The following is a 24,464-nucleotide window of genomic DNA, read 5'->3' as shown; positions in this document are numbered from 1 at the left end:
GGGGGGCGCGGGCCGCCGCACGACCGGCCCACCGCACGACCACCCCGGCGCCCCGGCCCCCGGGTCCGCCCCCGGTCCCCGCCGCCGCCCCGCCGCCGCCGCCCGGGTAACCCCTGCCCCGCCGTTTCCCCAAGCCCCGCTGCGGGGCCCCCCCCCCGGGGCCGCGCCCCCCTTCTCGTCTGCATGGATCAGCTCAGCGTCAGTGCTTCCCGGAGCAGCGTCGCCTGCTCGGCGGCATGCACCTTCGACGACCCGGTGGCCGGAGAGGCCGAGGCGGGGCGGGACACCGGACGGAAGGATCGATCACCGGGCACGTCGGCGAAGGCGAGAGCGAGGAACGGCCAGGCGCCCTGGTTCTCCGGCTCCTCCTGCACCCACACGAGTTCGGCGTTCGGGTACGAGTCGGTGATCGCCTTGAGCCCGTCGATCGGCGTCGGGTACAGCTGCTCCAGGCGCACGAGCGCGATCTCGGGGTTCGGGTTCTTCTCCAGCTCGGCGCGCAGATCCCAGTGCACCTTGCCCGAGTGCACCAGCACCCGCTTGACGGCTCCCCGGTCGAGACCGCGGTCGTCGTCGATGACCGGCTCGAAGCGGCCCTGCGTGAAGGCGTCGACCGGGCTGGTCGCACCGCGCAGGCGCAGCATCGCCTTCGGCGTGAAGACCACGAGCGGCTTGCGCGGGCGCGCGTACGCCTGGCGACGGAGCAGGTGGAAGTGCGAGGCGGGCGTCGACGGGCGCGCGACGATCATGTTCTCCTGCGCGCACAGCTGCAGGAAGCGCTCGATGCGCGCCGACGAGTGGTCCGGTCCCTGTCCTTCGTAGCCGTGGGGGAGCAGGAGCGTGACGCTGGACTGCTGGCCCCACTTCTGCTCGGCGGCCGAGATGTACTCGTCGATCACCGACTGGGCGCCGTTCACGAAGTCGCCGAACTGCGCCTCCCAGAGCACCAGGGCCTCGGGCGCCTCGACCGAGTAGCCGTACTCGAAGCCGAGCGCGGCGTACTCGCTGAGCAGCGAGTCGTAGACGAAGAAGCGGCCCTGCGCGTCGGACAGGTTCGACAGCGGCAGCCACTCCTGACCGTTGGCCCGATCGTGGAGCGTGGCGTGACGCTGCACGAACGTGCCGCGGCGGGCGTCCTGGCCCGCCAGGCGCACCGGTGTGCCCTCGACGAGCAGCGAGCCGAAGGCGAGGAGCTCGCCGAAGCCCCAGTCGATGTTGCCGTTGCGGCTCATGTCGAGGCGCTTGTCGAGGAGCTGCTGGATCTTCGGGTGCACCGTGAAGCCCTCGGGCTTGTTCACGAAGGCATCGCCGATCAGCTGGATGACCTCCTTCGGCACACCGGTGACCTCCGGCTCGCCGACCTGATCGTCGACCGGTGGCAGCTCGGCCGCGACGGGCATGGTCCCGGTCTCGGCGGCGTGCGTCTCGGCGAAGGCGATCTCCAGACGGTTCTGGAAGTCGGCCTTGGCCTCGTCGTACTCCTGCTCGGTGATGTCGCCGCGGCCGACGAGCGACTCCGTGTAGAGGCGACGGACCGAGCGCTTCGCCTGGATGAGGTCCGTCATCAGCGGCTGCGTCATCGACGGGTCGTCGCCCTCGTTGTGCCCGCGCCGGCGGTAGCAGACGAGATCGATGACGACGTCGCGGTGGAAGCGCTCGCGGTACTCGAAGGCGAGCTGCGCCACGTGGATGACCGCCTCGGGGTCGTCGCCGTTCACGTGGAACACCGGCGCCTGGATCGTCTTCGCCACATCGGTGGCGTACACCGAGCTGCGCGCGTCCTGCGGGGTCGTGGTGAATCCGACCTGGTTGTTCACGACCACGTGCACGGTGCCGCCGGTGCGGTAGCCGCGCAGCTGCGACATCTGCAGGGTCTCGACCACGACTCCCTGGCCCGCGAACGCGGCGTCGCCGTGCACGAGGATCGGGAGCCAGGCGAACGTGCCGATCGGCTTGCGATCCTGCTTGGCGCGGACGATGCCCTCGAGCACGCCGTCGACGGTCTCGAGGTGGGAGGGGTTCGCTGCCAGGTAGACCGGGAGCTCGGCGCCGTTGTCGGCCACGAAGGTGCCCTCGGTGCCCAGGTGGTACTTCACGTCGCCGGACCCGCGCTGGTTGCCCGGGGTCTGGGTGCCCTCGAACTCCCGGAACACCTGACCGTAGGTCTTCCCGGCGATGTTCGTGAGAACGTTCAGGCGGCCGCGGTGCGCCATGCCGATCGCCGCACCCTCGAGCCCCGAGCGGGCCGCGCCCTGAAGGATCTCGTCGAGGAGCGGGATCAGCGACTCGCCGCCTTCGAGCGAGAAGCGCTTCTGGCCGACGAACTTCGTCTGGAGGAAGGTCTCGAACGCCTCGGCCTCGTTCAGCTTGCGCAGCACGCGCAGCTGCTCGTCGTGGCCGGGCTTCTGGTACTTGACCTCGACCTTCTCCTGGAACCAGCGCCGCTGCTCCGGATCCTGGATGTGCATGTACTCGATGCCGAGCGTGCGGCAGTACGAGTCGCGCAGCACCCCGAGGATGTCGCGCAGCTTCGCGACGCGCCGACCGCCGAAGCCGCCCGTGACGAACTCGCGGTCGAGGTCCCAGAAGGTGAGGCCGTGGCTCTCGATCTCGAGATCGGGGTGCGACCGCTGCACGTACTCCAGCGGGTCGATGTCGGCCATCAGGTGCCCGCGGACGCGGAAGGAGTTGATGAGCTCCTGCACACGCGACTGCTTGTCCACGCGCTCCGCGAGGTCGACAGCGATGTCGGGGTTCCAGTGGATCGGCGCGTAGGGGATGCGCAGGGCGGCGAAGATGTCGTCGTAGAAGCCGCGCTGCCCGATGAGCAGCTCGTGGACCTTCTTGAGGAACTCGCCCGAGCCGGCGCCCTGGATGACGCGGTGGTCGTACGTGCTGGTCAGGGTGATCGTCTTGCCGATCGCGAGCTCGTTGAGCGTCTTCTCGCTCGCGCCCTGGAACTCGGCCGGGTACTCGAGGGCGCCGGCGCCGATGATGCAGCCCTGGCCCTTCATGAGACGAGGCACAGAGTGCACGGTCCCGATGCCGCCGGGGTTCGTCAGCGAGACGGTCGTTCCCTGGAAGTCCGCGGCGGTCAGCTTGTTGTTGCGCGCACGGGTGACGAGGTCCTCATAGGCGGAGAGGTACTCGGTGAAGGTCATCGTGTCGGCGCGCTTGATGCTGGGCACCATCAGCGCCCGCGTGCCGTCGGGCTTCGGCAGGTCGATCGCGATGCCGAGGTTGACGTGCGCGGGAGCCACGACGGAGGGCTTGCCGTCGATCTCGGCGTAGAACACGTTCTGGCTGCGGAACTCGTCCAGCGTGCGGATCAGCGCCCAGCCGATGAGGTGCGTGAAACTGATCTTGCCGCCGCGCGTGCGCGCCATGTGGTTGTTGATGACGATGCGGTTGTCGATCATCAGCTTCGCCGGGATCGTCCGTACGCTCGTCGCGGTCGGGACCGTGAGCGACTCGTCCATGTTGGCGGCGAGCGTCTTCGGCATGCCGCGGAGGACGGTGACCTTGTCCTCCTCGGCCGACTCCGCGTTCGCCGGGTCGGATTCCTTCGCCGGCTTGGGCGCCTGCGCCGGGATGGGGGCAGCGGCGGCGGGGCGTGCGGTGGTGCGCGCCACCGGCTGCGCGCCGATCACCGGGATCGGGGCCGTGACGGGGTGGGAGGAGGGCGCCGGGGCAGCGTTCGCCGGAGCGGATGCCGCGGGCGCGGAGGCGGCGTTCTCGGAGTGGTACTTCTCCAGGATCGGCCACCACTCCTTGTCGACCGAGTCGCGGTTCACCTTGAACTGCTCGTAGAGCTCTTCGACGAGCCAGGAATTGGCTCCGAACCCCCCGTCGCCGCCGACGCCGGTCACCTGGTTCGACACGCTCGATCGCCCTCTTTCATCGCTGAAGATCACAGTGCTCGCAAGACGCGGGATGCGTCCGGGTCCGCACACTCTCGAACACCAAGCCTAACGTGTTTCGCAGCCTCGATCTTCGATGCCATGCCCAGGACGGAGACGATCTCGCTACCGTGGAGTCATGGAGTTCTCAGGTGCGCAGCCGACCGTCGATCTGACCTATTCCGACGTGTTCCTCATCCCGCGCAGATCCGCGGTCACCAGCCGCCTGCAGGTCGACCTCGCGCCCCACGACGGAACGCCCGCCACGCTCCCGCTGGTCGCGTCGAACATGAACTCGGTCACCGGCCCGCGGCTGGCGGCGGTGCTCGCCCGGCGCGGCGGTCTGGGCGTGCTCCCGCAGGACATGCCGCTCCAGCAGCTCGACGCGGCGATCCGCGACGTCAAAGCGCAGCCGGTCCTGTGGGACACGCCGCTCGTGCTCCCGCCGGAGGCGTCGGTCTCCGAGGCTCTGCGCCTGCTGCCCGCGACCGCGGGTCACGGCATCGTGGTGGCCCGCGGGTCGGCGCCGATCGACGTCGACCGCATCCTCGGCATCCTCCCCGCCAGCCGGCTCGCGACGGCGCTGCCCGACGCGCAGGTCGGCGACCTGGTGCACTCCGGCACCCCCTCGATCGACGCGGACGACATCGGCTCCGAGCGCCACGCCTTCGACGTCATCACGGATGCGGGCGTCGAGATGGTGACGGTCGTGCACCACGGGCATCTCGTGGGCACGCTGAGCGCGCGCAGCGCGTTGCGTTCCACCCTGTACCGACCTGCTCTCGACGACGACGGCCGACTGGCGGTCGCCGCGGCGGTCGGCATCAACGGCGACGTGGCCGCGAAGGCCACGGCACTCGCCGGCGCGGGAGTCGACGTCCTGGTGCTCGACACCGCGCACGGCCATCAGGAGGGGATGCTGCGCGCCCTGCGCACGGTGTCGGAGCTCGGCCTCGGGCTGCCGATCGCCGCCGGCAACATCGTCACCGCCGACGGGGTCACAGACCTGGTGGACGCCGGCGCGTCCATCCTGAAGGTCGGCGTCGGCCCCGGGGCGATGTGCACCACGCGCATGATGACTGCGGTCGGACGCCCGCAGTTCTCCGCGGTGCTCGAGACCGCTCAGGCCGCCCGCGAGCTCGGGGCGCACGTGTGGGCCGACGGCGGGGTGCGCTATCCGCGAGACGTCGCCCTCGCGCTCGCCGCGGGCGCGGCATCCGTCATGATCGGCTCGTGGTTCGCCGGCACGATCGAGGCGCCGGGCGAACTGCAGGAGGACGCGGAGGGGCGGCTGTACAAGGAATCGTGGGGGATGGCCTCGACCAGAGCCGTCCAGGCGCGGTTCGGGCGCCTGGACGCCTATGAGCGGGCGCGCAAGGAACTCTTCGCGGAGGGGATCTCGTCATCGAGGATCTACCTCGATCCGCTGCGTCCGGGCGTGGAGGACCTGCTCGACATGATCACCTCGGGCGTGCGGTCGTCCTTCACCTACGCCGGGGCCGCATCGGTGCCCGAGTTCCACGAGCGCGCCCTGGTGGGCCTGCAGTCCGCGGCGGGCTACGAAGAGGGCAAGGCTCTGCCGGTCAGCTGGTAGGGCCGGTCAGCCGCGGGGAGGGGCGCCCCCACCCTCAGCCCGAGTCGGTAGAATCGTGCGCACTATGGACGACCCTCCCAGTTGCAGTAGATCGCCCCACCGTCCGCGCCTCTCCTCGGGGAGGACACCCTGATGGACTACATCATGTTGGGCGTGGGGCTCCTGCTCACGGTCGGCACCGGCCTCTTCGTCGCGAGCGAGTTCGCGCTGGTCAACCTGGACCGCGCCGATCTCGAGGCGCGCCAGGAGCGCGGCGAGTCCCGGCTCTCCCTCACCATCAGCGCGCTGAAGCACACCTCGACGCACCTGTCGTCCGCGCAGCTCGGCATCACGCTGACGACGCTCCTGACGGGGTACACGATGGAGCCGGCGCTCTCGAACCTGCTGCGGCCCACCCTGACCGCCTGGCGCATACCCGAGCCGGCCGTCGCCCCCATCGCGACGGTCGTGGCGATGTTCGTCGCGACGGTCCTGTCGATGATCCTCGGAGAGCTCGTGCCGAAGAACTTCGCCCTCGCCCTGCCCCGCGCGACGGCGAAGCTCGTCGTCCCCTTCCAGGTGGCCTTCACCACGGTGTTCAAGCCGGCGGTCGTCGTGCTGAACGGCAGCGCGAACGGCGTGCTGCGCAGCATGGGCATCGAGCCCAAGGAGGAGCTGTCGGGGGCGCGCAGCGCGGAGGAGCTGTCGTCGCTCGTGCGCCGCTCGGCCAGCGCCGGCGTGCTCGAGGCCGACACCGCGACCCTGCTGGATCGCACCCTCACCTTCTCGCGCCTGACGGCGGCCGACGTCATGACGGCTCGGCCGAGCATGCACGCGATCGCCGCGGGCGATTCAGCCGACGACGTGATCCAGCTCGCCCGGCGGACCGGGCACAGCCGATTCCCCGTGTACGACGACGATCTCGACGACATCACGGGCGTCGTGCACCTCAAGGCGGCCGTCTCGGTGCCGCGTGAGCGTCGCGCCGAGGTGCCGGTCGGGGCCCTGTCGACCGAGCCGCTGCGCGTCCCCGAGACCGTGCACATCGACGGGCTGATCTCCGAGCTCCGCGCCCGGGGCTACCAGCTGGCGGTCGTGGTGGACGAGTACGGGGGGACCGCGGGTCTGGTGACCCTCGAGGACCTCGTGGAGGAGATCGTCGGAGAGGTGTCCGACGAGCACGACCGGACGCGCGCCGGCATCATCCGCAGTCGCGACGGCCTCACGTTCCCCGGGGAGCTCCGCCCCGACGAGCTGCGCAGCCGCGCGGGCGTCGAGGTGCCCGAGGGCGACGTGTACGACACCGTCGGCGGGTACGTGATGAGCGTGCTCGAGAGGGTCCCCGCGGTCGGGGACGAGGTACCGCTCGACAGCGGCACGCTGCAGGTGGTCCGTATGGACGGACGCCGGGTGGACCGCATCCGGTTCGTGCCGAGACCGGATGCCGACGGCGCCGAGGAGGAGACCCGATGAACGATTGGGGAGGACTCGCCTGGCTCGTCGTGCTTCTCGCCGCGAACGCGTTCTTCGTCGGCGCCGAGTTCGCGGTGATCTCGGCACGGCGCTCGCAGATCGAGCCCCGTGCGGAGCAGGGCTCGCGCCCGGCGAAGACCGCACTCTACGCGATGGAGCATGCGACGCTCATGCTCGCCACCTCGCAGTTGGGCATCACGATCTGCTCGCTGCTGATCCTGAACGTCTCGGAGCCTGCGATCCACCATCTCCTCGCGGTGCCGCTGCACGCTCTGGGATGGCCGGATGCCGCAGTCGACGCGGTGTCGTTCGCGATCGCGTTGATCATCGTGTCGTTCCTGCACGTCGTCTTCGGCGAGATGGTGCCCAAGAACCTGGCCTTCTCGGTCCCGGATCGCGCGGTGCTGCTGCTCGCGACGCCGCTGGTCTGGGTGTCCAAGGTGTTCATGCCCGTGATCTGGGCGCTGAACGCCTCGGCCAACGCCGTCCTGCGGCTGTTCCGCGTCGAGCCGAAGAACGAGGCCGCCTCGACCTTCACCCTCGACGAGGTCGCCACGATCGTGGACCAGTCGCGTCGTGAGGGCGTGCTGAGCGACGCCGCGGGCACCGTGCTCGCGGCCGTCGAGTTCACCGACAAGAAGGCGCGCGACGTCGCGGTGCCGCTGGGCGACCTGGTGACGCTGCCGCAGTCGACCACGCCGGACGACATCGAGAAGGCCGTCGCCCGTTACGGCTTCTCGCGGTACGTGATCGTCGACGACGAGGACGCGCCGGTCGGCTACGTGCACCTCAAGGACATCCTGCGCGCGGCGGACGGTCCCGACGCGCCGGCGAAGATGCAGGAGCCCCTCCCGTCCAAGCGCATCCACCACATGGTGCCGGTGCAGGAGGACACCGACCTCGAGGACGCCCTGGCGCTCATGCGGCGCGCCGGACGCCACCTGGCCAAGGTCCGCGACGCCGAGGGCCGCACGACCGCGGTGCTCTTCCTCGAGGACATCCTCGAGGAGCTGGTGGGCGAGGTGCAGGACGCGACCCGTCGCGTCCGCGGTCACTGAGCCGCGGCCGATCCCCGTCCGCCGCTGCTCCGCACGACGAAGGCCGCCGGACCCTCTTCCGGTCCGGCGGCCTTCGTCGTGGCCGTGCGGGTACGGCCGGTCAGCGCCAGCGCGCTCGGTCGTACTGCGGCGGCCACGGCACCTCGGCGCCCAGCTCGTGTCCGGCCCGCAGCGCGAAGTGGGGGTCGCGGAGCCATTCCCGTCCGGCGAAGATCGCGTCGGCCGCACCGTCGGACAGCACCTGCTCGGCCTGGGCGGAAGCCGTGATCAACCCGACGGCCGAGGTGGGGATCCGGCCTCCCTGTCGCACGGTCTCGGCCAGCGGCACCTGGTAGCCGGGGAAGACGCTGATCTGCTGGTGGGCGACGAGCCCGCCGCTGGAGACGTCGATCAGGTCGGCGCCGTGCTCCGTGGCCCAGGCTCCTACCTGCGACGCCTCCTCCGAGGTGAACCCGCCCTCCGCGTGGTCGGTCGCCGAGATCCGCACGAACACCGGCACCGTGTCGCCCGCGGTCTCGCGCACCGCGTCGAGCACGCGCAGCAGCAGTCTCGCGCGGTTCTCGAGCGGACCGCCGTACTCGTCGTCGCGCAGGTTCGACAGCGGCGAGAGGAACTGGTGCAGGAGGTACCCGTGGGCGCCGTGGATCTCGAGCACGTCGAAGCCGGCGTCGAGCGCACGGCGGGTGGCGGTGCGGAACGCCTCGACGATGCGGTCGATGCCGGCCGTGTCGAGGGCGACGGGTTCGGCGAAGCCGTCGAACGCCACGGCGGAAGGAGCGGTGGTGACCCACCCGCCGTCGGTCTCGGGGACCGAACCGCGGGCATCGGCCCACGGCCACCACGTCGACGCCTTGCGGCCGGCGTGGGCGAGCTGGATGCCGGCGAGGGAGCCGCGGTCGTGGATCGCCCGGACGATCGGCGCCCAGGCGTCGCGCTGCTCGTCGTTCCAGAGACCCACGTCCCGCGGCGAGATGCGGCCCTCCGGAACGACGGCCGTCGCCTCGGCGACGATCAGGCCGGCGCCGCCCGAGGCGAACTGGGTCAGGTGTCCGTGGTGCCACTCCTGCACGACGCCGTCCACGGCGCTGTACATGCACATCGGCGACACCCAGAGGCGGTTGCGGAACGTGACGGATCGGATGGTCAGCGGGGAGAAGAGGATGCTCACCGTTCGACGCTACCGCCGCTCCCGCACCCCGAGGGTCGCCGCACTAACGTGGAGTCATGGTGCGAGTGCGCGAGTGGTCCCGCGAAGACACGGCACGCCTTCTGCGCGTGCCTTCCGCCGACGACGACAAGTACACCCGCGGTGTGGTGGCGCTCCGCACCGGATCGGAGGCGTACCCCGGTGCGGCGGTCCTCGGTGTCGAGGCCGCTTGGAGGGCGGGAGCCGGCTTCGTGCGCTACGTGGGCGGTCCGCGCGCGGTGGATGCCGTGCTCGCCCGACGACCCGAGACGGTCGCCGGCGGCGACGTGGGGCGAACGCGCGTGGACGCCTGGGTGGTCGGGTCGGGGACGGATGCCGGGCATCGCTCCCCGGAGGAGGAGGCGACGCTCCGCGAGATTCTCGACGGTGACGCCCGTGTGGTCGTCGACGCCGGGGCGCTGGACCTCGTGGGGCGCACGCACGCTCCGATCCTCGTGACGCCCCATGCCGGCGAATTCGCCCGGCTGCGCGAGCGCCTGCGTCTCGCCCCCGACGTCGACGACCGGGCGGCCGCGGCGTCCGAGGTCTCCGAGGAGCTCGGTGCGCACGTGCTGCTCAAGGGTTCGCGCACGCTGCTCGCCGCTCCGGACGGCACGGTGCTCGCTGTCGCGGCGGGGACCGGGTGGCTGGCGACCGCCGGCACGGGCGACGTGCTCGCGGGTGTGCTCGGGGCCGTACTCGCCGCGAACGCCGACGCACCTCTTGTCGAGGCGGCGGCGGCGGGGGCGTGGCTGCACGGCTACGCGGCACGGATCGCCTCCGAGACCGTGAACGGGGAGCCCGGGCATCCGATCGTCGCCCTCGACGTCGCCGCAGCGCTCCCGCGGGCCATCGGGGACGTGCTGGCGTGACCCGTCGCGCCCGGGCGCGGCTCCTGCTGCTGTGGGGCGCCTTCCTCGTGGTACACGTGGTCACGGCGGCGCTCGGCTGGGTTTATCCGAGTCAGCCCATGGGCGACGTCGTCCTCGTCTACGAGCCCTGGGCGTCGGCGGCCCTGAGTGGCGGCGCGGTGGTGGGAGTCACCGACACCTGGGTCTACCCGCAGCTCGCGCTCGTCCCCATGCTCGCCGCCGGGCTCCTGTCCACCCCTCTCGTCGGCGTCCTCGGTGCCTCGACCGCGTATCTGCTGGCCTGGGCCGCGCTGATGACCGTGCTCGACACCGTCGCCTTCGCGACGCTGCTCGGCCGCTCGCCCGCCGCGCCGCGCCGCGCCGCCGCCTGGTTCTGGACCGGCGCCCTGCTGCTGCTCGGCCCCGTCGGGCTGTACCGCATCGACGCGGTCACGGTTCCCGTCGTCGTGCTCGCGGCGGCCTGGCTCGTGTCGCGACCGGCGCTCGCCGCGGCGCTGCTCGCCGTCGGCGCGTGGATCAAGATCTGGCCAGGCGCGGTGCTCCTCGCCGCCGTGGTGGCGGGTCGCGCACGCCTGCGGATGCTGTCCGCCGCGCTCATGGTCACGGCCGGGGTGATTGCGACACTGCTCCTGCTCGGAGCGCGCGAGGAGGTCTTCGGCTTCCTCGCCGAGCAGACCGGACGCGGCCTCCAGATCGAGGCGGTCGCGGCCACCCCGTTCCTGTGGATGGCGGCGAGGGGCGACGCGCGGATCGAGTACAGCTTCGACATCCTCACCTTCCAGGTCGCCGCCCCCGGTGCGGACGTCGTCGCCGCGCTGCTGACGCCGCTCATGGCGGTGGTCGTGGTCGGCCTCACGGTGCTCGGCCTCTCCCGTGCGCGGCGGGGCGCGTCGATGGCCCGCCTGCTGCCGCCGCTCGCTCTGGCCCTCGTGACCGCGCTGATCGTGACCAACAAGGTCGGCTCACCCCAGTTCCAGACGTGGCTGATCGCTCCTGTGGTGCTCTGGATCGTGTTCGACCGCCGGCGCGCCGGCCTCCCCGCCGCGATGGTGCTCGGCCTCTGCCTGCTCACCTGGCTCGTGTACCCCATCGGGTACGACGCGCTGCTGCAGGCCTGGCCGTTGGCCGTCGTCGTCCTGTCGCTGCGAAATGCTCTCCTCATCGTCCTGCTCGTCGTCGCGGTGCGCGCGATCCTGCGCGCCCCGGCATCCCGTCCGACCCCCATCCAGGAGTGAAACCCATGCTGATCGCCTTCTCCGTCGCACCCTCCGGCTCCGGCACCGAGGACGGCTCGGTGCACGACGCCGTCGCCGCCGCCGTCCGCGTCGTCCGCGAATCCGGGCTGCCCCACCGCACCTCGAGCATGTTCACCGAGATCGAGGGTCCCGACTGGGACACCGTGATGGCGGTCGTGAAGAGGGCGACCGAAGCAGTCCTGCCCTTCGGATCGCGCGTGTCGCTGGTGCTGAAGGCCGACATCCGTCCGGGATACTCCGGGGAGATCGACGGCAAGCTCGAGCGTCTCGAGAAAGCGCTCTCCGAGACGCCCGACGTCGACTGAGCGCGGACGCGTGCGCCCCGGCTTCCCCGCGCCCGCTAAGCTGAACCGGTGAATCCCTCGACAGAATCGAGGGGTGCGGCGAAGAGGGCGCTCCTCTCTCTCGCCATAGGCAGCTTCGGAATCGGCATGACCGAGTTCGTCATCATGGGGCTGCTGCCGGACATCGCCGGCGACCTCCTTCCGGGTGTCTGGGCATCCAGCCAGGAGGATGCCTTGAGCCAGGCCGGCTGGCTGATCTCGCTGTACGCCCTGGGCGTCGTGATCGGCGCACCGACCATCGCCGGGTTCGTCGCACGCTTCCCGCGCCATCGCGTGATGATCGTGCTGGCGCTCGCCCTCACCGTCTTCAACGCGCTGACCGTCGTGCTGCCGACCTTCGAGCTGGTCGGCGTCTCCCGCTTTCTCGCGGGGCTGCCGCACGGGGCCTACTTCGGCATCGGCGCCCTCGTGGCCGCGGAGGTCATGGGCCCGGGGAACCGCGCCAAGGGCGTCGCCTTCATCCTGACCGGTCTGACCGTCGCGAACGTCGTCGGCGTGCCGCTCGGGACGTTCCTCGGGCAGCAGTGGGGGTGGCGTGCGGCGTTCGCGGTCGTCGCCCTGGTCTTCGCCCTCGCGACCGTCTGCATCGCGGTCTTCGTGCCCGAGCACCCCGGGACTCCGGGACGCACGATGCGGCAGGAGCTCGGCGTGTTCCGCATCGGGCAGGTCTGGTACACGCTCGGCATCGGGGCGATCGGCTTCGGCGGGTTCTTCGCGGTGTACAGCTACATCGCGCCCCTCGTCACCGAGATCGCCGGCTCCCCGCAATGGGTCGTGCCGATCGTGCTCGTGCTGATGGGCATCGGGATGACGGCCGGCAACCTCGCCGGCGGTCATTTCGCCGACATCGATCTGCGGCGCACCCTCCTGGTCGGACTGCTCGCGATGGCCGTCGTCTATGCGCTCCTCGCGCTGCTGTCGTTCTGGATCGTCTCCCTGGGCCTGATGGTGGTGATCGTCGGCTTCGTCTCGTCGATCCTGAGCCCGTCGGTGCAGACCCGGCTCATGGACGTGGCGGGCGACAACCAGTCGATCGCGGCGGCGATGAACCACTCGGCCCTGAACATCGGCAACAGCCTGGGCGCGTTCCTCGGCGGCACGGTGATCGCCCTCGGATGGGGCTACACGGCTCCGGCGTGGACGGGCGCCGCGCTCGCCGTCGCGGGACTGGGGATCGCGGTGCTCTCCTATCGCGCCGAGACCCGCCGCCGCGTCCTCGTCGCCGCCCACCGGTCGTAGTCTGAGGGGGTGAGCCACCCCGAACGCCTCCCGGTCGCCGGGACGGTCGTGCTCCTGCGACCGGCGGTCGAGGGATTCGACGTCCTGCTCGTCCGGCGCCCGGATCGCGGCTCGTTCGCGGGAGCCTGGGTGTTCCCGGGCGGCAAGGTCGAGGACGATGATCGGCGGCCTGGAGCCGCCGAGGCGGACGATGCCCGGCGCGCCGGGATCCGCGAGACCGCCGAGGAGGTGGGGCTCGCGATCGACGATCTGCGTGTGTTGTCCGAGTGGCATCCGCCGATCGAGGCGCCCACCCGCATCCGCACCTGGTTCTTCCTCGCCCCGGCGCCCGACATCGAGCCCTCCCCGGCGCCGGACGAGGTCGCGGACCTCGCCTGGGTGCGGCCCGCGGAGGCGCTTGCTCGCCACGCGTCGGGGGAGTGGACGCTGTTCCCGCCCACGTGGCTCACGCTCCACCAGCTGTCGGCCTTCGGCGACGCCGAGTCGGCGCTCGCCGCGGCAGGGGTGCCGTCGCTCTTCCGCACCCGTGTGCTCGAGACCGACCTGGGGCGGGTGTTCGCCTGGGATCAGGGCCGCCTCGACGCCACCCGGCTGCCGTGGCGGTTCGTGGACGCCTGACTCAGGCGTCCAGCAGACGGCGCAGGTGGGTCCCGACCGCTTCGTGCTCGATGAGGAAACCGTCGTGTCCGAAGTCGCTGGTGAGCACGACCGCCTCGGTGCCGTCCAGGGTGTGCGGGACGCTGCGCGCGATGCGGTGCTGACCGTCCACGGGGAACAGTCGGTCGCTGTCGATGCCCAGCACGAGGGTGGTGGCCGTGACCGTGCGCAGCGCCTCTTCCACACCGCCCCGGTCGCGGCCGACGTCGTGCGAGTTCATCGCCTCCACCAGGGTGATGTAGCTGTTGGCGTCGAACCGCCGGGTGAACTTGTTCCCGTGGAAGTCGAGGTACGACTCCACCGCGAAGCGGCCCCCGTGGCCGAGCGGTGACACCCCGGACTGCCAGGACCTCTGGAAGCGCTGGTTGAGCTCGATCGGGCTGCGGTAGTTCAGCAGCGCCATGCGTCGCGCCAGGGCGAGGCCGCGGTGCGGGCCGTCGCCGTCGCCCAGGTCGTAGTACTCCCCGCCCTGGAAGCGCGGATCCATGCGGATCGTCTCGAGCTGGACGGTGTTGAGCGCGATCTGGTCGGCGGTGGTGACGGGAGGCGACGACAGCACCGCGAGCCGCTCGACGCGCTGCGGGTGGGTGACGGCCCACTCCAGCGCGTGCATCCCGCCCATCGAGCCGCCGACGACCGCCGCCCACGTGTCGATGCCGAGGGCGTCGGCGAGCAGCGCCTGGGCCGCCACCTGGTCGCGGATGGTGAGGTACGGGAACCGCGACGCCCACTCGTAGCCGTCGGGGGCGATGCTGGCGGGACCCGTCGACCCCTGGCATCCGCCCAGCATGTTCGGTGCGATGAGGAACCACCGGTCGGTGTCGAGTGGCGCCCCGGGCCCGGTCAGCTCCTCCCACCACCCGGCGGTCGGATGCCCGGCGCCGGCCTCTCCGCGGACGTGGCTGTCACCCGTGAGCGCGTGGAGCACGAGCACGGCGTTGTCGCGTGCCGGATTCAGCTCGCCCCAGGTCTCGTAGGCCAGACGGATGCCCGGGAGCTCCGCGCCGCTCTCGGTGCGGAAGGCGCCGAACGTCGCGAACCGGCGGCCGCCGATCGGGTCGCCGTCGCGCCAGGCGCCCGTCGCCGGCGGGCGGGCGCGGAGCAGGCGGACGTCGGCCTCCGTGACGAGCGCCGAAGGCACGGTGTCCTCCGAGGTCGTCTGCCAGTCCATGTCTCCATTCTCGCCTGGCCGGAGCGTCGGCCGTCGAACGTTACGCCCGTGGCGTCAGCCGGACGCGGAGAGGCCCCGGACCGCAGGGGTCCGGGGCCTCTCCGCGCCGTGGCGCGACGCGGTCAGGCGCGCGCGGCCTCCGACACGCGGCGAGCCGCGGCGAGGGCCTGGTCGAGATCCGCCTTGAGGTCGTCGATGTTCTCGATGCCGACCGAGAGGCGCACGAGTCCGGGCGTGACGCCGGCCGTCAGCTGCTGCTCGGGGGTGAGCTGCGCGTGGGTGGTCGACGCCGGGTGGATCACGAGCGAGCGCACATCGCCGATGTTGGCGAGGTGGCTGAACAGCGACAGGCTGTTCACGAACTCGCGACCGGCCTCCACACCGCCCTTGAGCTCGAACGACAGCACGGCGCCGACGCCGCGGGGGGCGTACTCGTTCGCGGCGGCGTACCAGGGCGAGGACGGCAGACCGGAGTAGTTGACGGTCGCGACGTCGTCGCGGTTCTCGAGCCACTCGGCGATCTCCTGCGCGTTCTGCACGTGGCGCTCGATGCGCAGCGACAGGGTCTCGACGCCCTGGATCAGGTTCCAGGCGCTCTGCGGCGCGATGGCCGAGCCCAGGTCGCGCAGCAGCTGGACGCGCGCCTTGATGATGTAGGCGAGCGGGTCTCCCACGGCCGCGGTGTAGCTGGCTCCGTGGTACGAGGGGTCCGGAACCGTCAGACCGGGGAACCGCTCGACGTTCTTCGACCACTCGAACGTGCCGCCGTCGATGATGACACCGCCGATCGTGGTGCCGTGCCCGCCGAGGAACTTGGTGACCGAGTGCACGACGATGTCGGCGCCGTGCTCGAACGGACGGATGAGGTACGGCGTGGCGATCGTGTTGTCGACGATCAGCGGCACGCCGCTCTCGTGCGCCACGTCGGCGACGGCGCGGATGTCGAGCACGTTGATCTGCGGGTTCCCGATCGTCTCGGCGAAGAACAGCTTCGTGTTCGGCCGGACGGCGCGGCGCCACTCCTCGGGGTCGTCCTGGTTCTCGACGAAGGTGACCTCGATGCCGAGCTTCGCGAGCGTGTACTTGAACAGGTTGTACGTGCCGCCGTAGATCGAGCTCGATGCGACGAAGTGATCGCCCGCCTCGGCGATGTTGAGGATGGCGAACGTCGACGCCGCCTGGCCGCTCGCGAGCACCAGTGCTCCCGTGCCCCCCTCGAGGGCGGCGAGCCGCTGCTCCAGCACGTCCTGCGTCGGGTTCTGGATGCGCGTGTAGATGTTGCCGAACTCGGCCAGGGCGAACAGGTTGGCGGCGTGGTCCGCGCTGTCGAACACGTACGACGTGGTCTGGTAGATCGGCGTGGCACGTGCCTTCGTCACCGGGTCGGGCGCGGCGCCGGAGTGGATCTGCTTGGTCTCGAAGCGCCAGGTCTCGGGTGCGGACATGTGTTCCCCCTGGAACGGTTGGAAGGTCGGGTGGCGGATGCCGTTGCAGCGAGAGTACGGAACCCGGCCCGCTGTCAACAACGACCGAGAAATGTGACGTAACACTCGCGCGCGGCGAAACGACGCGGAACATCGTACGGTGGAGGCATGGTGAACAGACGTGCAGTGGTGACGGGTGCCAGTTCGGGGATCGGCGCGGCGACGGTGCGGGAGCTTCGTCGTCGGGGCTGGGACGTGGTCGGCGTGGCGCGCCGCGAGGAGCGGCTGACCGCGCTGGTCGCCGAGACCGGTGCGTCGGCCATCGCCTGCGACCTGACCGACTCCGCCGCGGTCGACGCGCTCGTCGCCGAGGTCGACGCCACGGGCCCGGTGCACGCGCTCGTGCAGGTCGCCGGAGGAGCCCGCGGCACGGATCGCGTCGAGGACGCGTCGATCGAGGACTGGCAGTGGATGTTCGACGCCAACGTGCTGTCGACGCAGCGCCTCGTGGCAGGCCTGCTTCCGCTCCTCCGCCGCGCGGCGGAGGCGGACGGCCACGCCGACGCGGTCTTCGTCACCTCCACCGCGGCGCAGGCCGCCTATGCCGGCGGCGGCGGGTACAACGCGGCCAAGGCAGCCGAGGCGATGGTCGTGCGTGCGCTGCGGCAGGAGCTGAACGGCGAGCCGATCCGGGTCGTGGAGGTGGCTCCGGGCATGGTCCACACCGAGGAGTTCACGCTCAACCGTCTGGGCGGCGACGCGGTCGCGGCCGAGGCCGTGTACGCCGGGATCGACAGTCCGCTGCGGGCGGAGGACGTGGCCGACGTGATCGCCTACGCCCTCGAGGCCCCCGGCCACGTGAACCTCGACCTCGTCACCCTGCGCCCGGTGGCGCAGTCCGCTCAGCATCTGCTCGCGCGCGGACCGCTGCGGGTCCGGTCGGTCGACTGACGGTGGCGCGCAGTCTCGCCGAGCTCGCCGAGGACGGCCTCATGGACCCGGGCTGGGCGGCGGCGCTCGCGCCCGTCCAGGGCACGATCACGTCGCTCGGGGAGCGCCTACGGGAGGAGCAGGCCGCCGGTCGCGGCTACCTGCCGACGGGGGAGAACGTCCTGCGGGCCTTCCAGCGTCCGCTGTCCGAGGTGCGCGTGCTCATCACGGGGCAGGACCCGTACCCGACGCCCGGGCATCCCATCGGTCTGTCCTTCGCGGTGGATCGCCATGTGCGTCCGTTGCCGCGCAGCCTCGCCAACATCTACAAGGAGCGGGAGAGCGACCTCGGCATCTCTCCGGCTCCGCACGGCGATCTCACCGCATGGAGCGACCAGGGCGTCCTCCTGCTCAACCGGGTGCTCACCGTCCGTCCGGGCGCTCCCGCCTCGCACCGCCGGTGGGGGTGGGAAGAAGTCACCGAACTCGCCATCCGGACGCTCGTCGCCCGGGATCAGCCGCTCGTCGCGGTGCTCTGGGGTCGTGACGCGGCCGGCCTGCAGCCGATGCTCGGGGACACTCCCGTCGTCGCCTCGGCGCACCCGTCGCCGCTGTCGGCGAGCCGGGGGTTCTTCGGGTCCCGCCCGTTCTCCCGCGTCAACGCGCTGCTCGCCGAACTCGGTGCTCCGCCCGTGGACTGGCGGGTAGAGGGCGAAGCCGCCGGATCCCTAAGCTGAGCCCATGCAGTTCGAACCCGGGGACCGCCGCCGCCAGCTTCCGCGGCATCTGCGCCCCGGTCCCGCACCCGAGGTCTTCTCCTACACGATCCGTCCCGCCCGGCCGGCGGATCTTCCCCACGTGCGGGAGATCTACAACCACTTCGTGAGCAACTCGGCGGTGACCCTCGACGAGCGGCGCAGCAGCATCCCTTCCTGGCGGGAGAAGTTCGCCCTCCTCGAACGGCTGGACCTCCCGTTCCTCGTCGCCGTCTCACCCGCCGGTTCGGTGCTCGGATACGCGCTCGCCCAGCCCTGGGCGGGGAAGAACGCCTACCGCTACACGGTCGAGGACTCGATCTATCTCGGCCCGGGGGCGGGCGGGAAGGGTCTCGGTGTCGCCCTCCTGCAGGCGGTGATCGACGCGTGCGCGCAGCGGGGGATCCGGGAGATGGTCGCGGTCATCAGCGACTCGGGGGCCGAGGCGTCGATCCGGCTGCACGCCCGCCTGGGTTTCGTCGAGGCGGGGCGGATGGGCCGGGTCGGGTACAAGTTCGGCCGGGAGCTGGGCACCGTGTACATGAAGAAGTCCCTGCGTCCCGTGGGCCGTCGTCGCCGTCTGACGGGTGTCGGCCGCGGTCACTGACCCTTCGGGATCACCGGGATCGCAGCGAGCAGCGCGCGGGTGTACTCCTCCCGGGGGCGCAGGAGGACGTCGGCCGTCGCACCCCGCTCGACGATGCGGCCGTCCTTCATGACCGCCACCGTGTCGCTGAGGTTCTGGACCACGCCGATGTCGTGCGACACCAGGATCAGTGTCATGTCGGTCGTGCGGCGCAGCTCGACGAGCAGCTCGAGGATCTGCGCGCGGACCGTCACGTCCAAGGCGCTCAGCGGTTCGTCGCCGACCAGGATCCGCGGGCGGTGCGCGATCGCGCGGGCCAGGGCGATGCGCTGACGCTGCCCGCCGGAGAACTCGTGCGGATAGCGGTCGCCGGCGTCCGGGGTCAGGCCCACCTGTCCGAGCACCTCGCGGACCCGCGCGCGGTGGTCGCCGGGGACGTCGAGCGCCCACAGCGGCTCGCGGATGATCTGCCCGGCCGTCATGCGCGGGTCGAGCGACGCGTAGGGGTCTTGGAAGACCAGACCCGTCTGGCGGCGCAGCCAGTGCAGCGATCGCGCGGATGCCGTCGCCTCCACGGGGCGCCCGTCGAGCGAGACGGTGCCGGAGGTCGGGCGGTCGAGCCCCAGCAGCAGACGGACCAGGGTCGACTTGCCCGAGCCGGACTCGCCGATGATGCCGAGCGAGGATCCCTCCACGACGTCGAGGTCGGTGGGGTGCAGAGCGGTCTGCCGCCGCGTGCGCTCGAAGGCGCGGCGCCGGGGGACGACGAAGTCCCGACGCAGGGCCCGGGCCTCGATCAGGCTCATGCTCGTCCCTCCGGTCGCCACAGGGTCGCGGTCGCGTCGCGGAGCAGTCCCTGCGTGACGGGGGAGGTGGGCGTCGTGAGTAGGCGCTCGACGGGGGCGCTCTCCACGACGCGCCCGTGCTCGAGCACCACGCCGTGGGTCGCGACCTGCGCCAGGACCGCGAGGTCGTGCGTGATGAAGGCGAGCGACATGCCCTCGTCCTCCACGAGCGAAAGGAGCAGCGACAGGATCTCCGCCTGGATGGTGACGTCGAGCGCGGTCGTGGGCTCGTCGGCGATGAGGAGCCGGGGGCGGCACGCGAGCGCCATCGCGATCGCCACCCGCTGGCGCTGTCCGCCCGACAGCTGGTGCGGGTAGCGATCGACGATCGTCTCGGGCTCCGGCAGCCGCACCCGGGCGGCTTCCGCGATGGCCCGCTCCCGTGCCTCACGCCGGCTCAGGCCCTGGTGGATGCGCACGGACTCCGCGATCTGGCGGCCGACGGTTCGGATGGGGTTCAGCGCCGTGCGCGGCTCCTGGAAGACGATGCCGATCTCGTCGCCGCGCAGGCGCGCGAGCTCGCGGTCCGGCATCCCGATGAGCTCGACGTCGTCCCAGCGGATGCTGCCGCCGGCCGTCGCGCCGTCGGGAAGCAGACCCAGGACGGCGAGCGCGGTCAGGGACTTGCCCGATCCGGACTCTCCGATCACGCCCAGACGAGTGCCGTCGGGGACCTCGAAGGAGACGCCGTCGACGACGCGGCGCCCGTCGATGTCGACGGTGAGGTCTTCGACCACCAGGCTCATGCGACCACCGCCGGGGTGTGCGTCTCTGCGGACCGATGGCGCAGGGTGGGGTCCGTCGCCTCCCGCAGCCCGTCGCCGAGCAGGTTGAGCGCGAGCACCGTGAGCGTGATGGTCAGCCCCGGCCAGATCACCGACAGCGGATGCACGCCGATGTACCGCTGCAGGTCGGCGAGCAGCAGCCCCCAGCTCGGTTCCACGACCGACGCTCCGAAGCCGAGGTACGACAGCCCCGCCTCGGCGAGCACGGCGACGGCCATCGACCACGACAGCTGCACGATGAACACCGGGGCCACGTTCGGCAGCAGGTGGCGCGCCAGGCTCTGCGACGGTGTGAGGCCGGACGCCCGGGCGGCGAGCACGAAGTCGCTCTGCTGCACGCGGCGCAGCTCGGGGCGCGTGACCCGGGCGATGTTCACGCCGAAACCGATGCCCACGGCCCAGATCACGACCCAGAGCGAGCCTCCCCACACGGAGGAGATCATCATCGCGATGAGCAGCACCGGGAAGGCGATGAGGATGTCGACGAGCACCGACACCGCTTCGCGGAGCCACCGGGCGGTCAGGGCGCCGAGCGCGGCCAGCGCGATCCCCACGACGGTCGCGACCACCCCCGCTCCCACGCTCACGAACACCGTGGTGCGGGCGCCGGACATGATCAGGCTGAGGATGTCGCGACCCGTGTCGTCGGTTCCGAGCAGGTGCGGCCAGCCGGGTCCGAGCCAGCGGTCCTGGACGCGGGACGCCTGCGGGTCGAAGGGCGTCCAGAAGAGCGAGACGAGGGCGGTGAGCGCGATGACCGCCACGACGACGAGTCCGAAACGCCCGGTGGGGGTCGCCCACAGCCGCCGGAGCCACAGGGGTGTCATGCCGCCTCCCTCTGTCGCGGATCGATGGCGCGATGCAGGAGGTCGACGACGAATCCGACCACCAAGACGAACCCGGTGAGAACCAGCAGCTCGCTCTGCACCTTGACGAGATCGCGGGTGCCGACGTCGGCGACCAGCATCCGTCCGATGCCCGGGAGGGTGAACAGCTGCTCGATCACCACGGATCCGACGATGATGCCCGCCACCTGAAGCCCGAGCACAGTCACGATGGAGAGGCCGACCGCCGGGATGCCGTGCCGGACGAGCGCCTGCGTGCGGGTGAGGCCCTTCGCCGCCGCGGTGCGCACGAAGTCCTGGCCGGCTGCCTGGAGGGTGGCGCTGCGCACGAAGCGCATGAGCATCGCCCCCTCGACGATCCCGATCGTGAGGGCCGGCAGCAGCAGCGACTCGAGCGCCCGCCCGGGAGTGCTCCAGCCCGTGCGGGGGAAGCCCTGCGGCGGGAGCCAGCCCAGCCACACGGAGAAGACGACGATGAGCATCATCCCGGCCCACACGACCGGCACGGCGGCGAGCGTCTGCGCGCCGACGCTGAGGGCGGTGCCGGACCGGCGTCCGCGCAGCAGCGCCGCGACGATGCCGAACGGAACGGCGATGAGGACGGCGATCAGCAGCGACAGGATGCCGAGCGGCACCGTCACCTGCGCCTTCTGCAGCAGCTCCTCGCCGACGGATGCGCCCGAGAGCAGCGAGGTGCCGAGGTCGCCGCGGAAGACGCCGCCGATCCAGTCGGTGTACTGCGTCACCAGCGGCCGGTTCAGGCCCAGCGATTCGCGGAGCGCCTCGACTTCTGCGGGGGAGGCCTGCGTGCCGGCGATGAGCTGGGCGACGTCTCCGGGGAAGACCCGCAGGGTGAGGAAGATGAGCACGCTCGCCACGAGGAGCCCTGCGACGAGTAGGGCCCCTCGGACGAGCGCGTACCGGATCACGGGCGGTGTCGGCTCCGGCTCAGGAGGCCGCCGCGACCGTGACGCCGGCCAGGTCGATGCGGGAGTTGATGGAGTCCTCGGGGAACCCACTGACGATCGGGCTGACGGCCGTGATCGTCTGGCCGTTGTAGAGCCAGTCGGCCGCGTGGTCCTCGGAGACGATGCGCGCGGCCTGCGCGAGCAGCTCCGCGGACTCCTCGGGGTCGACCGCCGCCTCGGCCTGGGCGTACAGCGCCTGGACCTCGGCGTTGTCGTAGCCGAAGTAGTAGTCGGGGTTCGCGAAGTTGCCGAAATCGCGCGGCTCGACGTGCAGCACGAAGCTCAGGTCGTAGTCGTGGTTGGTGTAGACGTCCTCGAGCCAGGCCGGGAACTCGACCGAGTCGACGTCGAGGGTCACGCCGACCTCGGCGAAGTCCGAGATGAGCACCTTCGGCACCGTCGTGCCGTAGAACGACGGGATGGTAAGGGTGAGCTCGAGGTCCTCCTGGCCCGCCTCGGCGAGCAGTTCCTTGGCGCGATCCGGATCGTACGAGATCACGTCCGACAGGTCCTCGTAGCCCGGGTCGAGCTCGGGGATGGGGCCGGAGAGCGGGGTACCGGCGCCGACCGCCTCGATCAGGGCCTCATGGTCGATGGCCGAGCGCAGCGCCTCGCGCACGCGCACGTCGTCGAGCGGAGCCTTCGCGTTGTTGAAGGCGAGTGTGGCCTTGTCGGTCGTGCGTCCGGTGGTGAGGGTGAAGTCCCCGGTGTCCTCCAGCTGAGATGCGAGGTTCGGATCCACGGCGGTGAGCACATCGACGTCGCCGGCGATGGCGGCGTTCACGCCCGCGGTGAAGTCGGGGATGTACTGGAACTCGACCTCGGCCACACCGGCCGGCTCGCCCCAGTACGCGTCGTTGCGCGCGAAGGTGATGCTGCTGCCCTTGTTCCACCGGGTGAGCGTGAAGGGACCGGTGCCGTTCTCCGCCGTCTTGAGGTCGGTGGTGTCGCCGGTCTTGAACACCAGCCCGGCCGGGCCCGTCAGGGCGAAGAGGAAGTTCTGATCAGGGGCCGACAGCGCGATCTCGACCGTCGTGTCGTCCGGCGCGGTGATCGAGGCGACGGACGCGAACTCGGCGTGACCCTGGAGGGTCTCGTCTGCGCGCACCGCCTCGTACGACGCCACGACGTCCGCCGAGGTCAGGGGCGTTCCGTCGTGGAACAGGATGCCGTCGTTCAGCGTGAACGAGTAGGTGAGGCCGTCGTCCGACACGCTGTAGTCCGAGGCGAGACGCTCAACGATCTCGTTGTCCTGGCTGCGGCTCACCAGTCCCTCGTAGATGTTGTCGATGAGGATCTGCTCCAGGGCGGCTCCGCTGGTGCGGCGGATGTCGAGGTTCGTCGGCTCGAGCACGAGTCCCACGTGGAGCGTCGCGTCGGGGTCGGGCTCACCGGTCGCGGTGGCGGCCGGCTCGGGAGCGCCGCTGCACGCGCTGAGGATCACAGCGGTGGCGGCGAGCGCGGAGATGAGCGCTACACGTCGTGAGCGTCGGAACATGGTGGTTTCCTCTCGGTGCGGCAGATGCTGTGTGCCGGTGGGACGAGCCTAGGGATCGGTGCGGGGGTGCGGGGCCGCGGCGGAACGGGACGTCACAATCCGTCGTGCAGAGACGCGGACGCCGAGCCGATGAATGCGGCGAGCTCGACCGGTGCGGTCTCCTGCACGTTGTGGGTGGCGTCGAACACGGCCACGCGCGCGGCGGGCACGCGGCGGGCGAAGTCGGCGGCGTCGGCTTCGCTGACGAATCCTCGAGTCGCGCGGACGAGGGTGACCGGCGCCGTCGCGCGGGCGAGATCGTCCCACCCGCTGTCGTGCAGCATCGAGGGCGAGGCCGCGGGGCCCGGATCATGAGCGGCGAGAGCCTGCGCCGCGAGGTGGGCGAAGTGGTGCTTCCACTCGACCCGGCCGTCCGGACGGACGCGGGTGTTGAGGAACACCCCTCGTTCGGTCTCGGGGCGCGTGCCGCCGAAGCCGAGGGCGATCGCCTTGTCGACGAGCTCCTCGCGGCTGGCGAAGTCCGTCGGGCCCGCGTAGAACTCGCGCAGCGCCGCCGGTCCCGCGCTGGTGTCGATCCCCGGCGTGATGTCGATGATCACGAGCCGCGCGACCAGGTCGGGCCGGGCGGCGGCCAACGCCGCTCCGGTGAGTCCGCCGAGCGACTGCCCGACGATGGTCTGAGGAGTCTCGGTCCAGGCGTCGAGTGCGGCGGCCACGTCGGCAGCCAACGTGCGGGGGCTGTAGTCCTGGTCGCTGCGCCAGGAGGAGTCCCCGTGGCCGGCGAGATCGATCGCCAGGACGGGGCGCGCGAGCGCGAGCGCCGTGGTGTCCCAGGTATGGGCGTTGAGACCGGCGCCGTGCAGCAGCGTGACCTCGGGAGCATCGCCGCCGAATCTCAGAGCGCTCAAGGTCCGGCCGTCCGGGAGCGCCAGCGTCAGCCGCTCGACATCGGGAACGGGAACATCCAGTGCCTCGGCCTGCGCGGGAAGATAGCTGAACTCGCTCTTGTCGGTCGCCACGTCCATATTCTGCTCCCGTCGCGGAGCCTTCGCGAAATGCGAGAGCAGATTGCTCAATGACAGCCGGTCTGCGCTTGGCGT

21 protein-coding genes are annotated in these 24,464 nt (G+C 71.2%); 11 read left to right on the top strand and 10 right to left on the bottom strand.

The annotated features are described in order from the left end of the window. Nucleotides 1-188: 188 nt before the first annotated feature. Nucleotides 189-3,881 carry a multifunctional oxoglutarate decarboxylase/oxoglutarate dehydrogenase thiamine pyrophosphate-binding subunit/dihydrolipoyllysine-residue succinyltransferase subunit gene (locus tag AB3M82_RS02595; protein WP_412955424.1) on the bottom strand — a complete coding sequence of 1,231 codons (3,693 nt, stop codon included), beginning with the start codon at nt 3,879-3,881 and terminating at the stop codon, nt 189-191. A gap of 157 nt (nt 3,882-4,038) precedes the next feature. Between AB3M82_RS02595 and guaB1 the strand changes: the two genes are divergently transcribed. From guaB1 to AB3M82_RS02580, 3 genes are all read left to right on the top strand, one after another. Beyond that, on the top strand, nt 4,039-5,493 hold the full coding sequence (gene guaB1 / locus AB3M82_RS02590; RefSeq protein WP_412955423.1) for a GMP reductase: 1,455 nt from the start codon (nt 4,039-4,041) through the stop codon (nt 5,491-5,493). 132 nt (nt 5,494-5,625) lie between these two features. Continuing rightward, entirely contained in the window at nt 5,626-6,945 is a 1,320-nt protein-coding gene (locus AB3M82_RS02585; protein WP_412955422.1) for a hemolysin family protein, read from the top strand. Continuing rightward, the gene (locus AB3M82_RS02580) at nt 6,942-8,003 is read left to right on the top strand and encodes a hemolysin family protein (RefSeq protein ID WP_412955421.1); all 1,062 of its coding nucleotides are present in this window, start codon (nt 6,942-6,944) and stop codon (nt 8,001-8,003) included. Before AB3M82_RS02585 ends, AB3M82_RS02580 begins: the two co-directional genes overlap by 4 nt. A 100-nt stretch (nt 8,004-8,103) precedes the next feature. Here AB3M82_RS02580 and AB3M82_RS02575 read toward each other — a convergent pair whose 3' ends face one another. Then, nucleotides 8,104-9,171: an NADH:flavin oxidoreductase/NADH oxidase gene (locus tag AB3M82_RS02575; RefSeq protein ID WP_412955420.1), complete on the bottom strand. Its 1,068-nt coding sequence runs from the start codon at nt 9,169-9,171 to the stop codon at nt 8,104-8,106. A gap of 56 nt (nt 9,172-9,227) precedes the next feature. On the opposite strand from AB3M82_RS02575, the gene AB3M82_RS02570 reads away from it, so the two are divergent. From AB3M82_RS02570 to AB3M82_RS02550, 5 genes are read left to right on the top strand one after another with little or no spacing between them, the layout of a single operon-like run. Continuing rightward, the gene (locus AB3M82_RS02570) at nt 9,228-10,061 is read left to right on the top strand and encodes an ADP-dependent NAD(P)H-hydrate dehydratase (protein ID WP_412955419.1); all 834 of its coding nucleotides are present in this window, start codon (nt 9,228-9,230) and stop codon (nt 10,059-10,061) included. Beyond that, on the top strand, nt 10,058-11,296 hold the full coding sequence (locus tag AB3M82_RS02565; protein ID WP_412955418.1) for a hypothetical protein: 1,239 nt from the start codon (nt 10,058-10,060) through the stop codon (nt 11,294-11,296). Before AB3M82_RS02570 ends, AB3M82_RS02565 begins: the two co-directional genes overlap by 4 nt. A gap of 5 nt (nt 11,297-11,301) precedes the next feature. After that, nucleotides 11,302-11,622, top strand: a complete 321-nt coding sequence (locus AB3M82_RS02560; RefSeq protein WP_412955417.1) for a thiamine-binding protein — start codon at nt 11,302-11,304, stop codon at nt 11,620-11,622. A gap of 48 nt (nt 11,623-11,670) precedes the next feature. Further along, a complete protein-coding gene (locus tag AB3M82_RS02555; protein WP_412955416.1) occupies nt 11,671-12,900 on the top strand; it encodes an MFS transporter in 1,230 nt (409 codons plus the stop codon). Between the two features lie 9 nt (nt 12,901-12,909). Further along, entirely contained in the window at nt 12,910-13,518 is a 609-nt protein-coding gene (locus tag AB3M82_RS02550; RefSeq protein WP_412955415.1) for an NUDIX domain-containing protein, read from the top strand. A gap of 1 nt (nt 13,519) precedes the next feature. On the opposite strand, the gene metX is transcribed toward AB3M82_RS02550, so the two are convergent. Beyond that, nucleotides 13,520-14,728: a homoserine O-acetyltransferase MetX gene (gene metX / locus AB3M82_RS02545; RefSeq protein WP_412955414.1), complete on the bottom strand. Its 1,209-nt coding sequence runs from the start codon at nt 14,726-14,728 to the stop codon at nt 13,520-13,522. 122 nt (nt 14,729-14,850) lie between these two features. Next, nucleotides 14,851-16,173, bottom strand: a complete 1,323-nt coding sequence (locus AB3M82_RS02540; protein WP_412955413.1) for a bifunctional o-acetylhomoserine/o-acetylserine sulfhydrylase — start codon at nt 16,171-16,173, stop codon at nt 14,851-14,853. Between the two features lie 147 nt (nt 16,174-16,320). On the opposite strand from AB3M82_RS02540, the gene AB3M82_RS02535 reads away from it, so the two are divergent. Genes AB3M82_RS02535 through AB3M82_RS02525 form a run of 3 tightly spaced genes read left to right on the top strand, consistent with a single transcriptional unit; the run spans nt 16,321 to nt 18,444 of the window. After that, complete coding sequence (locus AB3M82_RS02535; RefSeq protein ID WP_412955412.1) at nt 16,321-17,103, top strand: SDR family oxidoreductase; 783 nt, start codon at nt 16,321-16,323, stop codon at nt 17,101-17,103. A gap of 2 nt (nt 17,104-17,105) precedes the next feature. Continuing rightward, a complete protein-coding gene (locus tag AB3M82_RS02530; RefSeq protein ID WP_412955411.1) occupies nt 17,106-17,819 on the top strand; it encodes a uracil-DNA glycosylase in 714 nt (237 codons plus the stop codon). 4 nt (nt 17,820-17,823) lie between these two features. Next, on the top strand, nt 17,824-18,444 hold the full coding sequence (locus AB3M82_RS02525; protein ID WP_412955410.1) for a GNAT family N-acetyltransferase: 621 nt from the start codon (nt 17,824-17,826) through the stop codon (nt 18,442-18,444). Here AB3M82_RS02525 and AB3M82_RS02520 read toward each other — a convergent pair. From AB3M82_RS02520 to AB3M82_RS02495, 6 genes are all read right to left on the bottom strand, one after another. Next, entirely contained in the window at nt 18,438-19,229 is a 792-nt protein-coding gene (locus AB3M82_RS02520) for an ABC transporter ATP-binding protein (RefSeq protein WP_412955409.1), read from the bottom strand. The genes AB3M82_RS02525 and AB3M82_RS02520 overlap by 7 nt on opposite strands. Then, entirely contained in the window at nt 19,226-20,014 is a 789-nt protein-coding gene (locus AB3M82_RS02515) for an ATP-binding cassette domain-containing protein (protein ID WP_412955408.1), read from the bottom strand. The genes AB3M82_RS02520 and AB3M82_RS02515 overlap by 4 nt, the downstream gene beginning before the upstream one ends. Continuing rightward, nucleotides 20,011-20,880, bottom strand: coding sequence for an ABC transporter permease (locus AB3M82_RS02510; RefSeq protein ID WP_412955407.1), 870 nt, complete (start codon nt 20,878-20,880; stop codon nt 20,011-20,013). Before AB3M82_RS02510 ends, AB3M82_RS02515 begins: the two co-directional genes overlap by 4 nt. Next, nucleotides 20,877-21,827, bottom strand: coding sequence for an ABC transporter permease (locus tag AB3M82_RS02505; RefSeq protein ID WP_412955406.1), 951 nt, complete (start codon nt 21,825-21,827; stop codon nt 20,877-20,879). Before AB3M82_RS02505 ends, AB3M82_RS02510 begins: the two co-directional genes overlap by 4 nt. A 19-nt stretch (nt 21,828-21,846) precedes the next feature. Beyond that, nucleotides 21,847-23,364: an ABC transporter substrate-binding protein gene (locus tag AB3M82_RS02500; RefSeq protein WP_412955405.1), complete on the bottom strand. Its 1,518-nt coding sequence runs from the start codon at nt 23,362-23,364 to the stop codon at nt 21,847-21,849. Between the two features lie 92 nt (nt 23,365-23,456). After that, nucleotides 23,457-24,389 carry an alpha/beta fold hydrolase gene (locus tag AB3M82_RS02495; protein ID WP_412955404.1) on the bottom strand — a complete coding sequence of 311 codons (933 nt, stop codon included), beginning with the start codon at nt 24,387-24,389 and terminating at the stop codon, nt 23,457-23,459. Nucleotides 24,390-24,464 lie beyond the last annotated feature (75 nt).

It is taken from the genome of Microbacterium californiense (assembly GCF_047246625.1).
Lineage (GTDB): Bacteria > Actinomycetota > Actinomycetes > Actinomycetales > Microbacteriaceae > Microbacterium.
Note: the sequence above shows the minus strand (reverse complement) of the source record. Positions and strands in the feature narration are given on the sequence as shown.